The organism is Cryobacterium sp. MDB2-A-1, from assembly GCF_004402675.1.
Classification (GTDB): Bacteria; Actinomycetota; Actinomycetes; order Actinomycetales; family Microbacteriaceae; genus Cryobacterium; species Cryobacterium glucosi.
In genome coordinates this window covers 62,922-77,488 of record NZ_SOFK01000016.1, presented here as the reverse complement: position 1 = coordinate 77,488, position 14,567 = coordinate 62,922, and the positions used below count along the sequence as shown (strand labels likewise).

The window sequence follows — 14,567 nt, the reverse complement described above, 5'->3', positions numbered from 1 at the left end:
GCTTCGATCAGGATTGACTACACGATATCTGTGTTTCTTTTTGTTTGTCAAGGAAAACACAGAAGAACAAAGATGGATGCTGTGGGCGGGCCGATCGGCCCGTGTCGGTGCTGGACGGTAGCGTGACGACCATGAGGATCCTGCACACGTCGGACTGGCACATCGGGCGCACGTTCCACACGCACTCGACCCTCGAACACCTCCGGATCGTGCTCGACGCGCTCGTCGACGTTGTCCGCGATCGTTCGATCGACGTGGTCGTCGTCGCCGGCGACGTGTTCGACTCGGCGATGCCCTCAGCGGACAGCTACACCCTCCTCGCGACGGCCCTCCGCGAGATTCGGAACGCCGGCGCGCAGGTCATCATGACGAGCGGCAACCACGACTCGGCCACCCGGCTCGGGTTCCAGTCCGAGTGGGCCGGCCTGGCGGGCATCCATGTGATCACCCGGCCGGAACAGGTCGCCACGCCGGTCACTCTCACCGACGAGCACGGACCCGTGCACTTCTACGGCATCCCCTTCCTCGAACCGGCCCTGGTCCGCCACCTCTATGCCAATCAGACGCACCCGGAACGAACGCTCAAGACCCACGAGCAGGTGCTCACCTTCGTCATGGACCAGATCCGGTCGGACCTCGCGGTCCGCGGCGGTCGCTCCGTCGTGCTGGCGCATTGCTTCGCGGCCGGCGTCGCGGCCACGCAGGAGGCGAGCGACGTCGAGCGGGACATCACCGCCGGCGGGCTCGACCTCGTGCCGGTCAGCGTGTTCGAGGGCCCGGACTACGTCGCACTCGGGCACATTCACGGGCGAGCCAGGCTCGAAGACCGGGTGCGCTACTCCGGCGCACCCCTGCACTACTCGTTCGCCGAGGCCGCAAAGCCCCGCGGCGCCTGGCAGGTCGACCTCGGCCCCGACCGTTCGGGGAAGGGCGCCGAGCTCGAGATCGAGTGGGTCGCCCTCCCGGTTCCCCGGAGGCTCAGTGTGCTCACCGGCGAGCTCGAGGAACTCCTCACCGCCGACAGGTTCGCAGCATTCGAAGGGGACTGGGTCTCGGCCGTGCTGACCGACCAGGTCAGGCCCCTCGACGGCATGCGGGCGCTCCAGAAACGTTTCCCGCACTGTGTCACGCTCGAACACCGGCCGGCCGTCGTCGTGGATACCGGCAGCGAGAGCTACGCCGAACGGATCAACCGGCAGACCGATCCCGACATCGTCGCCGGCTTCCTGAGCTTCGTGCGCAACGGTGTCGGGCAGACGGAGTTCGAGCGAGACCTCGTCGCCGAACTGCTCGCGGCCGGGGAACTGAAAGAAGTCACCCAGTGAGCATCAGGAACACGAGGAGTACGACGTGAAGATCAAGCGCCTGCGGCTCGCCGGGTTCGGCCCGTTCAAGAACGAGCAGGTCGTCGACTTCGAGCGCTTCGACGACGACGGTATCTTCCTGATCACGGGCAAGACCGGCGCGGGCAAGTCCAGCATCCTCGACGCGGTCTGTTTCGCCCTCTATGGAAGTGTTCCGCGCTATGAGGGCACGGAATCGCAGTTGCGCAGCGACCATTGCGAACCCGGTGATCCCACCTTCGTCGAGCTCGAATTCGGCCTGAACGGGAACGACTATCGCATCTTCCGCACTCCCAGGTACCTCAAGGCCAAAAAGCGGGGCATCGGCACGACCGTGTCCGCACCGGATGCCCGGCTCGAGATCCGCGACGCCGCCGCGGTCGACGCCGCTGCCGATGCAGTCGACGGCTGGCGGGGTCTCGCCGCACGCCCCGTCGATGTCGGGAACGAACTCTCCCGCATCCTGCCGCTCAAACAGGACCAGTTCCTGCAGGTGATCCTGCTCGCACAGAACCGGTTCCAAAGGTTCCTGCTCGCCAAGACCGACGATCGTCGCGAGGTCCTGCGCACCCTCTTCGGCACCAGCAGGTTCCAGAGTCTGGAGACAGAACTCATCACGCGTCGCAAGGCCCTCGACGATGAACTCACCGGCGTGCGCGTGCGGCTCGAGACTCTCGCGGCATCCGCCGCCCGGCACGTGCCAGCAGGCACCGAGCCCGGCACCGCAGCACCAGACCTGGCCTGGTTCGAGGCGGCCACCGCCGAACTCGAGCAGGCACTCGCCGTCGCCGTCGCCGCGGCTGCCCGTGCGGATGCCGCACTGGTCGACGCGACGGCCGGGCTTCGGGCCCAGGAAGAGATGCGGGCCCGCCAGGACCGCAGGGACGCCGCAACGGCCACCCTGGCCGTGCTCGACGAGCGCAGCGCCGTTGTCGACGCCGACCGTGACGACCTCGCGGCCGCGCACCGCGCTGCCCGGGTATGGCCCCAGATCGAAGCAGAGTCCGCTGCGCTCGCCGCTGCCCTCGACGCGGCGCGGGCGGAGGTGGCTGCGCGGGAGAACTGGATCACGGTCAACGGTTCCGACGAGGTCGACCAGGACGGCGACGACGATCAGGATGCCGTCCCACTCTCCGCCACCATCGACCTGCTCCTCGAACAGCTCGGGTCCCTGAACGACGTCCTCGCGGCCGAGGAAGAACTGCCGGCCCTCGATGCGGAGTCCGGGTCCGCCGAGGCCGGGCTCGCCGAGATCCAGGCCACGCTCGACGGGCTGCAGGCGCGGATCGACGCAGCGCCCGCCCTGCTCGACGACCTCGACCGGGACCTCGCCGCGCTCGCTCGCGACTCCGCCCGCGAACCGGAAGCCGTCGCCGCGCTCGCCCGCGCGGTCGCCGCGGAAGCCGCAGCCGCAGAGGCTGCCGCGCTCGAGGCGGACCTCGACAGGGCACGCAGCCGGCACGCGGCCGCCGCCACCGAGAACGCCGACGCCGCCGGACGCTACCGAGACCTCGTCGCCAAGCGGCTGGCCGATCACGCCGGCGAGCTCGCCGGCCGGCTCGTTTCCGGCGAACCGTGCGGGGTGTGCGGTTCCACGCTGCATCCTCACCCCGCGGAGGCGTCCGGTGAGCCGGTCACCGAGGGCGACATCGAGGCCGCCCTCGCCGGAATGACCCGCGCCCAGGACCACCTCGAGCGCAGCAACGGTGAGGTCCTCAGCCTGGGCGCGCGCGCTGCCGCCGCCCGTGCTTCCGCCGGCCCGGGAACAGGTGCCGACCGCACGGCCTCGCGCGCGGCCGCGCTCACCGCACTCGAGACTGCCCGCACCGCCGCGGCACGGGAAACGGAACTCGGTGCCGAGCGGCTGCGGCTGCGCACCGAGCTCGACCACGCGCGGGAGACCCTCGCCGGGGTCCACTCCGGCAGGGACGATGCCGCGACCCGGCTCACCGAAATCCGCGGCCGCCGCATCGCGATCGAGGAACGGGTGAATCGGCAACTGGCGGGCTACACCTCCGTCACCGAACGGGCCGAGAGCATGCGCACAGAGCTCGAGGCGGCGCGCGCCTTCGAGACGGCCCGCGCCCTCAGCGGCGAACGGGATCGTGCCCTCGATGCCGCCTCCGCGGCCGTGGCCGACCGGCTCACCGCGGAAGGCTTCGTGGAAGCAACGGAGGTCGTCACCGCACGACTCACGCCGGCCGAGATCGCGACGCGGGAGACCGGCATCCGTGCCCACGACGACCAGCTCGCCGCGGTGCGCGCCGTGCTGGCCGAACCGGAGCTCGCCGACCTTCCCGATGTCGCGCTCGATCTGGACCCGGCCAGGGCCGCCAGGGCCGCTGCGGCCACGGCCAGGGACGAGGCGTTCACCGAGCACGGGACCCTCGCGATCCGGCAGGAGGAACTGGCTGTCGTGGTCGCCGAGGCCCGTGCGCTTGCCGCCACCTCCGCGACCCTGCTCGTCACCCAGGCCCAGGTGCGGGAGCTCGCCGCGGTCGTTCACGGCGAGGAACCGAACACCAAACGGATGAAACTCGAAACCTACGTGCTCGCCGCGCAACTCGAGGAGATCATCCTCGCCGCGAACGGTCGCCTGCGGGACATGACCGGCGGCCGATACGCCCTCGAACACGACGATTCCCTGCAGTACCGCGGCACCCAGTCCGGCCTCGGACTCGCCATCCTCGACCAGCACACCGGACGGGCCCGCCCGACCCAGTCGCTCTCCGGCGGCGAGACCTTCCTCGCCTCACTCGCCCTGGCCCTCGGGCTCGCCGAGGTCGTCTCGCATCAGGCCGGCGGAATCGCGCTCGACACCCTCTTCGTCGATGAGGGCTTCGGCTCCCTGGACAGCGAAACGCTCGAGACGGCGATGAGCACCCTCGACGGCCTCCGGGCCGGTGGCCGCACCATCGGACTGATCAGCCACGTGGATTCGATGAAGGAACAGATTCCGGCGAAGCTCGAGGTCACCGTCACCGATCAGGGTTTCAGTGAAATCGGCAGCACAGTCCTCGTATGAAGCTGCGCCGGTTTGGACCTGTGTTCGTCTGACGCTGTGCTCGTCTGACCGGCCCGGCCTGCCCGGAGGGGCTCACAGCCGATGGGCGGGACCCTCTGGGCCAACACCACGACGCCTCATAGACATCCGATAGCTTCCGGGACTTGGGTGGGAACCAGTCGCGACGGTACGGCCGTCACCCGGAGGAAAAGGATCTCACAATGACTGGCACCGAACCCACGGGCACGGAACCCACTGGCACGGAATCCACGGGCAACAGCCTGGCCGCACCCGTCGTCAACCCGGCCTTCCACCGGCCGCGCTTCCGTGCCGGAGTGATCGTCTCGATGGGGCTCGCTGCAGCCCTCGTCACTGCGACGACGGGCGCCGGCCTGTACTTCTCCTCGATGGCCGTCGCCCAGGTCGTCGCCGCGGCCTCCTCCTCGAACAGCTCGACGTCGGGCACGAGCAGCTCGGGCTCGGTTGCGGGATCAACCGGATCATCGGGAACCTCAGGTTCCTCGGCGACCCTCGGTACCTCCGGCCTGCGCCCCGGCGGCCCCTCCAACTATGGGTCCGGCACCGCATCCGCGACGACGGCCACCGCGCTCGACACCACTGCGGCAACGGCCGCGCAGTCGGTCGGCGTCGTCGTCATCGACACCGTCCTCAAGTATCAGAGCGCCGAAGCGGCCGGCACCGGAATCGTGCTCACCTCGAACGGTGAGATCCTGACCAACAACCACGTCATCGACGGCGCGACGAGCATCAGCGTGACGGTCGTCTCGACCGGCGTGAGCTATGTGGCGGATGTCGTCGGTACGGACTCCTCGCAGGACATCGCCGTGCTGAAACTCGAGAATGCCTCCGGGCTGGTCCCCGCCACTCTGGACACGACCTCGACCGTCGCGGCGGGGGACGCGGTCACCGGGGTCGGCAACGCCGGCGGAACGAGCACCCTCACCGCGGCGGCCGGCACCGTCACGAGCGTCGACCAGACCATCACCGCCTCGAGCGAGGATGCCACGGACGCCGAAACCCTGACCGGCCTGATCCAGGTTGACGCGGACATCCAGTCCGGCGACTCCGGCGGGCCCCTCTACGACGCCGACGGGGAGGTCATCGGCATTGACACGGCGGCGTCCTCAGGGACCGCGACGATCAGTGGCTTCGCGATCACGATCGACGCGGCCCTCGAGGTCGTCACCCTGATCCACACCGGCGTCGAAACGAGCACTGTCACGATCGGCTACCCGGCGTTCCTCGGGGTCGCGGTCGGTTCGGGCGCCACCACGTCGACGGACACGGGCTCTGTCAACGGCCGCAGCTACCGCGGCAGCCTCGGCGCGGCATCCGGCACCACCGGATCGACGGCCACGACCGGTGACTCGGCCGTGATCACGGCGGTCGTCGCCGGTTCGGCCGCCGCCACCGCCGGGATCGTCGCGGGCGACACCATCACCGCCGTCGACGGCACGTCGATCACCTCGGCCGCCGCCCTCACCTCGACCCTCACGGCGTACAACCCCGGCGACTCGGTCACCCTCACCTGGACGGACACCGCCGGGGCACCCCACACCGCATCCGCGACCCTCACCGCCGGCCCCGCCGACTGACCCGCGCGCGTCTCCTCTCCGCGAGAGCGTAATTTTGGCCCTTAAACCGCCGGTTTAAGGGCCAAAATTACGCTCTCGCGAGGTGGGTGGACGCGTCGACGTGACGGGACGGAGCGGGAAGGGGCGGCATACTGTCGGCATGACCCGGAACTGGACCCCGCTCGCCCTCGTGTACCTCGGCTTGAGCATTGCCGGCCTGATCGGCACCTGGACGTACAACATCCTCTCGATCAGCCAGGCGCGCGACTACCTCGGCGACTGGACCGGAAGCGGCCCCTCGGTGTCATCGCTCACCGTCGACCTGCTTGTGACAGCCGTGGCCGGCAGTATCCTGATCATCGTCGAAGCCCGCCGGCTCGGCATGAAACGGGCCTGGCTCTACGTCGTCCTCGCGTTCGTTCTCGCCTTCGCGTTCAGCTTTCCGCTGTTCCTCGCGATGCGCGAGCGTCAGCTGGAGGCGACACGGATGCTGCCGGATCTTCCGCCAGAACAGCTGTCGAAGCCGTGACCCCTGTCGCATGCCCCGCCCGGCTCACGGAGATCGCCGCGGCAGCGAGGCCCGCGATGACGACGGCGATTCCGAGCACGTACCCGGCGACGCTCCCATACCCGCCGGGTCCGGTCGGGTCGAGGAACGGGTAGGTGTAGAACCCGGTGACGGCGCCGCGGATCACGGCGTAGACGACCCACACGGTCGGATACAGGAGGGCGAAGCCCAGGGCCTTCCAGGCGAGGGCCGGCCGCCCAGGGGCGAGGAGCCAATCGACCAGGATGAAGATCGGCGCCCAGACGTGCAGGACCTCGTTCGGCCAGGCGATCCCGGTGAAACCGTCGGACACCACGTTGCGCAACAGTGCGTTGTAGACGACCGCGGTCACGATCGCGTAGCAGAGCCCCGACATCCTGATCCGGGTGAAAAGCTCCGGGTCTGCCCGGAACCGGAGGGCGAGGGAACCGCCCCAGAGCAGGACGACCGCGTTGACCAGGCTCGACTGCACCGTGAAGTACCCGAAGTATTCCGTCGGCACGAAGGCGTCGTGCACAGCCTGGTCGACGACTTGAGTGAGCACACTCGCGAGGAGGAGCATCCCGATCGCGAGGCGGAAGACCCCGAAGACGCGTCGTTGCGTGGTCACCGCTGTTGTTGCCATGGCATCACGATAGCGGTGCGGACGGGCGGGATCGACGGACCGGGCGGGCGCGTTCAGAACGGGTTGAGCAGGCGGTGCAGGAACTGCCGGGTGCGTTCCTCGCGCGGGTTCCGGAGCACCTGCCTGGGGTCGCCGTGTTCGACGATCGTGCCGCCGTCGACGAAGGCGATCTCGCTCGCGACCTCCCGGGCGAACTCCAGTTCGTGGGTGACGATCACCATGGTCCACCCCTCGATCGCGAGTTCCTTGATCAGGCGCAACACGTCCCCGACCAACTCAGGATCGAGCGAGGACGTCGGCTCATCGAAGAGCAGGAGCTGGGGGCGGAGTGCGAGCGCCCGCACGATCCCGACCCGCTGCTGCTGACCGCCGGAGAGTTCGAACGGAAACGCATCCGTCTTGTCGGCCAGACCCACCCGGGCGAGGAGAGCGAGCGCCTCCGCGGTGACCTCCGCCTTCGGGCGGCGCTGCACGACGACAGGACCCTCGAGCACGTTCTCGAGCACCGTCTTGTGCGGGAACAGGTTGTAGTTCTGGAACACCATCGCCGACCGGTCGCGGAGGGCCGCGAGGCTCTTGTCGCTCGGGCCCTTGACGGCGCCGAAGTCGACCGTGATCGCGGTTCCGGCGAGTGAGGGGTCCCCGGGCGTGGCGGCGACCTGCGTGGCGTCTGCGACCTCGGCGGTGATCGTGATCGTGCCCCCGTCCGCGGTTTCGAGCCCGTTCAGGCACCGCAGAATGGTGGTCTTCCCCGAGCCGGAGGGGCCGATCAGGGCGAGCACCTGGCCCCGGGAGACGGTGAGGTCGATGGACTCGAGCACGCTGGTCGAGCCGAAGCTCTTGCGCAGCCCCCGAACGGTGAGCAGGGCGGCGGATGCCGCGGGCTCTGTCCCTTCGCCGTGCTGCGGCTCGGTCGGCGGGTCGAGCGGGGTATCAATGGGCGACATAACGGTCCAATCGCTTTTCGAGCCTGCCCTGCACGGTCGAGAGCACGAGGCAGATCACCCAGTACACGAGCGCGGCCTCGAGGTAGAGCAGCATGAATTCCTGGCTGAACGCCGCGACCTTCTGGGCCTGCCGGAAGAGTTCGGTGACAAGGATCAGCGAGGCGAGGGAGGTGTCCTTGACGAGGCTGATGAACGTGTTCGACAGCGGGGGGACCGAGACGCGGGCGGCCTGCGGCAGGATGATCCGGGTCAGTGCCTTGCGGCGGGACATTCCGACCATCCAGGCCGCCTCCCACTGGCCCTGGGGCACGGAGAGGATCGCGGCGCGGATGACCTCTGCGGCATACCCGCCGACATTGATCGAGAAGGCGATCACGGCGCTCGGCCACGGGTCGATCAGAAGCCCGAGCGAGGGAAGCCCGTAGAAGATCACGAAGAGCTGCACGAGCAGCGGCGTTCCCCGCACGATCGAGATGAACACCCGGGCGATCGCGGACAACCAGCGCTGCCGGGACAACCTCATGAGCGCGAGGACGAGCGCGAGCACGAGACCGAGCGCGAAGGAGACGAGCGCGAGCGGAATCGTGCCCTGGATGGCGCCCATCAGGATCGGACCCAGTGCGCTGAGGGCGAGGTCCCAGTTCGACTGAGTCATCTGCTGGTTACTTCGAGACGTCGGCCCCGAAGTACTTCTCCGAGATCGAGGTCAGGGTGCCGTCCGCGGCAAGATCGGCGAGGGCGGTGTCGACGGCGGTTGCGAGGGCGGTGCTGCCGCCGGCGAACGCGAGGGCGCTCTCCGACTTGTCGGTCGTGGTCGCGGCGACCTTGAGCCCCGAAGCGTCGTTGTTCTTCTTGTAGTCGAGGAAGGTCAGGTTGTCGTTGATCGTGGCGTCGACCCGGCCCTGCTCGACGAGGGCGACGGACTGCGCCCAGCCCTCGACGGCCTGCACGTTGGCGCCGCTCTGGGTAGCGAGAGTGTTCCAGTTGCTCGTGAGCGACTGGGCGGTGGTCTTCCCGGAGAGGCTCTCGAACGAGGTGATCGAGGTGTTGTCCGACTTCACGACGATCACGCCCGTCGAGTACGTGTACGGGGTGGAGAATGTGTACTTGGCGGTGCGCTCAGGGGTGATCGAGACCTGGTTGGCGATCGCGTCGAACCGGCCGGCCTCGAGCCCGGCGAAGATGCCGTCCCACTGGGTCTCCTGGAAGGTCGCGGTGACTCCGAGCTTGGCGGCGACGGCCTTGACCACGTCGACGTCGTATCCGGTGATGTCTCCGGCGCCGTTCTCGTGGAACGAGAACGGGCGGTATGTTCCCTCTGTCCCGACCGTGAGTGTTCCCGCCTTCTGCACCTTGGTGAGGGAATCGTCGGCGGTCGTTGCGCCGCTCGTGCTTCCGGCCGTGCCGCCGGTGGCGCACGCGGTGAGGGACAGTGCTGCGAGGGTGACGATGGCTCCCGCGACGAGCGCGGAGCGGAACGTGAGCTTCATGGGAATGCCTAACGCGAATGCAGGGAATCGAATCGCCGGTTTGACGCTTCGGAAGGTGAAAGACCAGGGTGGCGGTCCTTCACGCGAGGGAGTCTCCGGGCCGGGTGTGTTCACCGGGGACTTCCGAAGAATAACAAGGTGCAGGCTTCCCCGACTATTCCCGTGACGCACGATGACGCCCGCGCCGGTCGTTCTTGGCCATCGCGAATGCGCGCCACGGGAGGGGGCTGCCGCCTTGTCGGCCGTGCCGCCGGGACGTATGCTGCGCGCATTCGATGTCGTTGCTCCTGCCACGGAGGTCGCCGTGCTCACACCCGAACAGCATGATCGGTCCGGCGCTGTTTTGCTGGGGCTCGCCGCCGGGGATGCCCTCGCGTCCGGCGGTGACTTCGAGTGGTCCGAGCGGACGGCCGCGGCCGTGGACCTCGCGCTGCTCACGGCCGACGGCCTCGACCCCAGGGAGGCCGCGGTGCGGGAAGACCCCGGCCCGGCCGCGGAACCCGACGTCGGCGATCCGGATGCGGCCGGGCTCGCGGCCGGGCGGTGCCTGCTCCGGACGGCCCCGGTCGCCCTCGCCCTGCTCGACGACCCGGTGGCGCTCGCCGAGGCCGCGCGGTTGGTGTCGTCCGTGCGCGGCACCGCGCTGAACCGCACCGCACCGACCGACTCGGGACGCCCCGACGCCGACCCGGGCGCCGGCGACGCGGGCGTCCTCTTCGCGCTGTCACTCCGCGTGGCGGTCCTCGAGGGGCGTTTCGATCCCCGGGCCGGGTTCGAGACCCTGCCCGCAGAGGCGCGTGCCGCCTGGGAGGCCCACCTCGCCGCGGCCGGGCGGGGCCGCACCGTCGACGTGCAGCGTGTGGGTCCGGTCGGCTGGATTCTGCAGGGCGCGTGGGCGATCCTCGGCGACGCGGGCGCCGTGGATGCTTCCCGCGTCGAACCGGTCATCTCCGCTGCCGCGCACAGCGGTGCCGATCCCGCCAGCGTGGCCGCCGCCGGCGCGCTGCTCGCGGGACGGTGGGGACTCGAGGCGGTGCCGACCACCTGGCGCCGCCGCCTGCATGGACGGCCTGACCTGTTCGGCATCGACCTCGTGCGTCTCGGGATGCTGTCCGCCCGGAGCGAGGTGCCGCACGATCCCGACGACCCGGCCCGGATGGACGTGCTGCGCTGAGGTTCGGTAGCGCTGAGGGTCTGAAGCGCCCGGGGTTTTGTAGACTCGACTGGGCTCCGCTCGCCGAATTCCCTGGGCGTCCCTCGAGAGGACAGCAGTAATGAGCCTGATCAGGCTGAATGATGTCAGTGTTCGATTCGAGAAGACGCAGATCCTGCGCGACGCCTTCTTCCGGCTGGAGCCGGGCGACCGGGTCGGCCTGATCGGCAAGAACGGGTCGGGAAAGACCACGATCCTCAAGCTCATCCTCGACCAGGTGGCACCGGACTCCGGCACCGTCACGCTCGAGAGCGGTGTCTCGATCGGGTACTTCTCGCAGTTCTCCGAACTGGACGGCTCCTCCACCATCACCGAGGTCCTGCACGGCCTCTTCGCTCCGATCAAGGCCATCGAAGCCGAACTCGCGTCGATCGACGCGGCCATCGCCGTGGCCACGGACTTCGATGCCCTCCTGCACCGCCAGGCCGAACTGTTCGAGGACATGGACCGGCTCGGCGGCTGGGATTACCCGCGCCGGATCGACACGGCACTCAGCACCCTCGGTTTCAACGAGGCCCACCGCGTCTGCGCGATCGACGAGCTCTCCGGCGGCTGGCGCAACCGGGCGGCGCTTGCCAAGATCCTGCTCGAGGACCCCGACGTCCTGCTCCTCGACGAGCCCACCAACTACCTCGACGTCGCCGGCGTCGAATGGCTCGAGGCCTGGTTCCGGGACTTCCACGGTGCGGCGATCATCGTCTCGCACGACCGGAAATTCCTGGACGCCGTCGTCACCCGGATCATCGAGGTCGAGAACTTCCACCTGCACGAGTACCCCGGCAACTTCGGCGAATACGTCATCCAGAAGCAGTTCCGGCTCAAGACGCTCGAGCAGCAGTTCGTGCACGAGTCCGAGCTCCTCGCGTTCGAGTCCGAGGGGATCTCCGACCGCAGGGAGGCGGCGAAGGCGGCGAGCCGCACCCTCGACGGCCAGCTGGCGCAGATCAAGAAGGCGAGGGCGCCGCGCCCGGTCGACCAGATCATCACGGAGATCTATCGTGGCCTGCACGTGAAGGACGTGCTCTGCCGGGTCGAGGGCCTCAGCAAGTCCTATGGCGACAAGGCCCTGTTCTCCGACCTGAGCTTCGAGGTCCGGCGCGGGAACAGGATCGTGGTGCTCGGCGCCAACGGCAGCGGCAAGACGACCCTGCTGCGGGTTCTCGACGGCGAGGAGAAGGCCGACTCCGGGTCCGTGACCTGGGCGGGCGGCATCGCGCCGGTCTCCTACAACCAGGTCCTCGCCGAGCTCGACGAGAAGGACACCGTCACGCACGCGGTGAACGCCATGCCCGGCAGCCTCGCGTTCACCGCGACCCGCAAGTCGGTGAACCGCTTCCTCGCGATGTTCCAGTTCTCAGAAGCCGACCTCAAGCAGACGATCGGCAACCTGTCCGGCGGGCAGAAGGCGCGCGTCGCCATGGCGCAGTGCCTGCTCTCCGGGGCTTCGGTGCTTCTGCTCGACGAACCGACCAACCACCTCGACCTGTCGAGCACCCAGGTGATGGAGCGGGCCCTCGTGCACTTCCCCGGCGCTGTCGTCGTGGTCAGCCATGACCGGTTCTTCACCGACAAGATCGCCAACCGGTTCCTGGTCTTCGGCAGCGAGGCCGCGGAGCCTGGCGAGATCGAGGTCAGGGTCGCCTGACCCCGCCGGAAACGACCCGCTTACATCAGGCCGAGCGCCCCGAGGGCGAAGCGGATGGCCGGGGCGATGTGGGTCGAATACGCAGGAGTCATGTGCACGGTGTCGTACTTGGTCGGAATCGTGCCCGCGAACGCCGGGCAGGCCCCGTTGTAACAGCTGAACGGCAGCGAGGACACGAAGAAGCTGCCGGATCCGTTCAACGCGCTGGTCGCCGCCGCGAAGTCCTGCCAGGCCTGGTCGATGCCCGTGTTGCAGTTCTGCGGGCTCGACACCGGCGAATAGCACTGGCCGAGGCTGGCCCCGAGGGGCGGCGGTGCGAGGTAAACGATCCGGCCGGCGGCGTTGTACACGGCCGCCTCCGCGGCCGTCGACGCGACGAGGGTCTCCGCGGAGAGGGCGGTCCGGTCGGGCGTCTTGCCGAGGGCGTACGCGTTCGAAATCACGACGAGCCGCGGGTTGTCGGCCACGATGCGCTGGGCGACGTCCTGTTTGCGCTGGGGGCAGGCATCCATCACGCCGGCGCCGTCGTTCTGCACGGGCACGGCCGTGAACCGGCAGCCGTACAGGCCGATCGTGGTGATCTTCCACTGCCCGTTACTGCCCTCCGCGATCGCCTTGAACGCGGGGGCATAGGCAAGGGCCGTCGAGTCGCCCACGAGGTACATGTGATTCGGGGCGTCCGAACTGCCCCAGGTGCAGCCGTCGAAGCTCGGCGTGCTTCCGACATCGAAGCAGCCCCTGGCCGGGTTGTTCTTCGACGTCGTCGCGATCGCGTCGTCGAGGGTGGGGGAGAGGTTCCCCGGCCACTCGGTCGACGAGGCGGCCGCGCCGAGATCCGCCTGCAGCTGGGCTGTCGGGTCCTCCACCGGGCCGGGCGCCGCGATGGGTGCTGCCGGGGAACTCGTGCCGTGCAGGGTGACCTGGGCGCTGACACCGATCACGGTCGCGATCACGAACAGGCTCAGCCCGGCAAGAATGAACTGGGAGCCGAACTTCTCCCGCCAGGTGCGCCAGGCGAGGCGCCTGGATTCCGCTGAGTCGCCGAACCGGTGCAGCCACGGTGACCTGTGCAGTGGCTGCTCGATGAGGTAGTACGACACGATCGAGAGCGCGAGGATCATGCCGAGGATGACCTGGACGCTGAGCGTGGGGTCGGCCATCAGCAGGAACACCATCACCGGAAAGTGCCAGAGGTACAGCGAGTACGAGAGGTCGCCGATCCAGACGCTGAGCGGGTTCGTGAGCGGGAACAGGTAGTGCTGCGGGCCGGTGATGCCGCCGATGATCACGAGGGCGGTCGCGGCGACGGGGACGGCTGCCCAGGGCCCTGGAAAGGCGAGGGTGTCGTCGATCAGGAAGAAGCCGGCCAGGATCCCGAGCAGTCCAGCCCAGCCGAGGAGCCCGCGCAGGGCGACGGGGATCCGGTGGAAGACCGGGGCGGCCGCGGCGAGCAGGGCGCCGACGCCGAGCTCCCACACCCGGGAGAACGTGGACAGGTAGGCGGCGGACGGCGTGGTCGCGCTCTCACCGAGGGCATGACAAAAAGACACGACAATGACGACGACCATCACCAGGCCGAGGACCACCCTGCCGCGGCGGGCGCTCCGCAGGCGCTTCGCGCCCACGGTGAGCACGAGGAGCACCACGATCGGCCAGACGAGATAGAACTGCTCCTCGACCGAGAGCGACCAGTACGGCTGCAGCGGCGAGGCCGGGTCGGTCGCATGGAAGTAGTCCGTGCCGATGGCCGTGAAGTGCCAGTTCGCCGCGAAGACGAAGGCCCAGGCGGCATCCCAGAGCGTGGAGAGCGCCCGCGTGGTGTTGAACAGGAAGTGGGCGAGGACCGCCGTGGCGACCAGTACGGTCACCGCGGCCGGAGCGATCCGCCGGATGCGCCTGGCGTAGAAACGCCGGAGCGAAATCGTGCCCGTCGTCTCATGGTCGCGGAGCAGGATCCCGGTGATCAGGAATCCCGAGATGACGAAGAAGATGTCCACGCCGATGAAACCGCCGGTCGGCCACATGATCACGTGGTTGAGCACGACCGCGACGATGGCGACGGCCCGCAGCCCCTGGATATCCCGGCGCACGGTGGTTTCGCGTGGCGGCGCCGGAGCAGGTCGCTCGGTCTTGAGTGTCGATGTCACGGGTCTCCCTG

General features: G+C 68.8%; 11 protein-coding genes. 6 read left to right on the top strand and 5 right to left on the bottom strand.

Translation table 11 applies throughout. From position 1 onward, the window contains the following. Positions 1 to 131: 131 nt before the first annotated feature. From E3O39_RS03650 to E3O39_RS03635, 4 genes are all read left to right on the top strand, one after another. On the top strand, positions 132 to 1,325 hold the full coding sequence (locus E3O39_RS03650; protein ID WP_134445909.1) for an exonuclease SbcCD subunit D: 1,194 nt from the start codon (positions 132 to 134) through the stop codon (positions 1,323 to 1,325). Positions 1,326 to 1,350: 25 nt separating this feature from the next. Next, the gene (locus E3O39_RS03645) at positions 1,351 to 4,368 is read left to right on the top strand and encodes an AAA family ATPase (RefSeq protein ID WP_134445908.1); all 3,018 of its coding nucleotides are present in this window, start codon (positions 1,351 to 1,353) and stop codon (positions 4,366 to 4,368) included. Positions 4,369 to 4,568: 200 nt separating this feature from the next. Continuing rightward, positions 4,569 to 5,963 carry a S1C family serine protease gene (locus E3O39_RS03640; RefSeq protein ID WP_134445907.1) on the top strand — a complete coding sequence of 465 codons (1,395 nt, stop codon included), beginning with the start codon at positions 4,569 to 4,571 and terminating at the stop codon, positions 5,961 to 5,963. A 139-nt stretch (positions 5,964 to 6,102) separates the two neighbouring features. Further along, complete coding sequence (locus tag E3O39_RS03635) at positions 6,103 to 6,471, top strand: DUF2834 domain-containing protein (RefSeq protein WP_134445906.1); 369 nt, start codon at positions 6,103 to 6,105, stop codon at positions 6,469 to 6,471. Here the strand turns inward: E3O39_RS03635 and E3O39_RS03630 are convergent. The 4 genes from E3O39_RS03630 to E3O39_RS03615 are packed head-to-tail and all read right to left on the bottom strand — an operon-like array spanning position 6,377 to position 9,551. Beyond that, positions 6,377 to 7,114 carry a Pr6Pr family membrane protein gene (locus E3O39_RS03630; protein WP_134445905.1) on the bottom strand — a complete coding sequence of 246 codons (738 nt, stop codon included), beginning with the start codon at positions 7,112 to 7,114 and terminating at the stop codon, positions 6,377 to 6,379. The two genes, E3O39_RS03635 and E3O39_RS03630, sit on opposite strands and share 95 nt — an antisense overlap. Positions 7,115 to 7,167: 53 nt before the next feature. Continuing rightward, positions 7,168 to 8,061 carry an amino acid ABC transporter ATP-binding protein gene (locus tag E3O39_RS03625; protein ID WP_134445904.1) on the bottom strand — a complete coding sequence of 298 codons (894 nt, stop codon included), beginning with the start codon at positions 8,059 to 8,061 and terminating at the stop codon, positions 7,168 to 7,170. After that, positions 8,048 to 8,716, bottom strand: a complete 669-nt coding sequence (locus E3O39_RS03620; protein WP_134445903.1) for an amino acid ABC transporter permease — start codon at positions 8,714 to 8,716, stop codon at positions 8,048 to 8,050. The genes E3O39_RS03625 and E3O39_RS03620 overlap by 14 nt, the downstream gene beginning before the upstream one ends. 7 nt (positions 8,717 to 8,723) lie before the next feature. Next, positions 8,724 to 9,551 carry an amino acid ABC transporter substrate-binding protein gene (locus E3O39_RS03615; RefSeq protein WP_134445902.1) on the bottom strand — a complete coding sequence of 276 codons (828 nt, stop codon included), beginning with the start codon at positions 9,549 to 9,551 and terminating at the stop codon, positions 8,724 to 8,726. A 304-nt stretch (positions 9,552 to 9,855) separates the two neighbouring features. On the opposite strand from E3O39_RS03615, the gene E3O39_RS03610 reads away from it, so the two are divergent. Together E3O39_RS03610 and E3O39_RS03605 are read left to right on the top strand one after the other, a co-directional pair. Next, complete coding sequence (locus E3O39_RS03610; RefSeq protein ID WP_134445901.1) at positions 9,856 to 10,725, top strand: hypothetical protein; 870 nt, start codon at positions 9,856 to 9,858, stop codon at positions 10,723 to 10,725. 100 nt (positions 10,726 to 10,825) lie between these two features. Beyond that, positions 10,826 to 12,409 carry an ABC-F family ATP-binding cassette domain-containing protein gene (locus E3O39_RS03605; protein WP_134445900.1) on the top strand — a complete coding sequence of 528 codons (1,584 nt, stop codon included), beginning with the start codon at positions 10,826 to 10,828 and terminating at the stop codon, positions 12,407 to 12,409. 20 nt (positions 12,410 to 12,429) lie between these two features. Here E3O39_RS03605 and E3O39_RS03600 read toward each other — a convergent pair whose 3' ends face one another. Then, positions 12,430 to 14,556: an acyltransferase family protein gene (locus E3O39_RS03600; protein ID WP_241984963.1), complete on the bottom strand. Its 2,127-nt coding sequence runs from the start codon at positions 14,554 to 14,556 to the stop codon at positions 12,430 to 12,432. Positions 14,557 to 14,567 lie beyond the last annotated feature (11 nt).

Bases quoted from the DNA above. Each gene is read 5' to 3' on its own strand.
- E3O39_RS03615 (WP_134445902.1), bottom strand. From the start codon at position 9,551: ATGAAGCTCACGTTCCGCTCCGCGCTCGTCGCGGGAGCCATCGTCACC.
- E3O39_RS03620 (WP_134445903.1), bottom strand. From the start codon at position 8,716: ATGACTCAGTCGAACTGGGACCTCGCCCTCAGCGCACTGGGTCCGATC.
- E3O39_RS03605 (WP_134445900.1), top strand. From the start codon at position 10,826: ATGAGCCTGATCAGGCTGAATGATGTCAGTGTTCGATTCGAGAAGACG.
- E3O39_RS03650 (WP_134445909.1), top strand. From the start codon at position 132: ATGAGGATCCTGCACACGTCGGACTGGCACATCGGGCGCACGTTCCAC.
- E3O39_RS03630 (WP_134445905.1), bottom strand. From the start codon at position 7,114: ATGGCAACAACAGCGGTGACCACGCAACGACGCGTCTTCGGGGTCTTC.
- E3O39_RS03625 (WP_134445904.1), bottom strand. From the start codon at position 8,061: ATGTCGCCCATTGATACCCCGCTCGACCCGCCGACCGAGCCGCAGCAC.
- E3O39_RS03640 (WP_134445907.1), top strand. From the start codon at position 4,569: ATGACTGGCACCGAACCCACGGGCACGGAACCCACTGGCACGGAATCC.
- E3O39_RS03635 (WP_134445906.1), top strand. From the start codon at position 6,103: ATGACCCGGAACTGGACCCCGCTCGCCCTCGTGTACCTCGGCTTGAGC.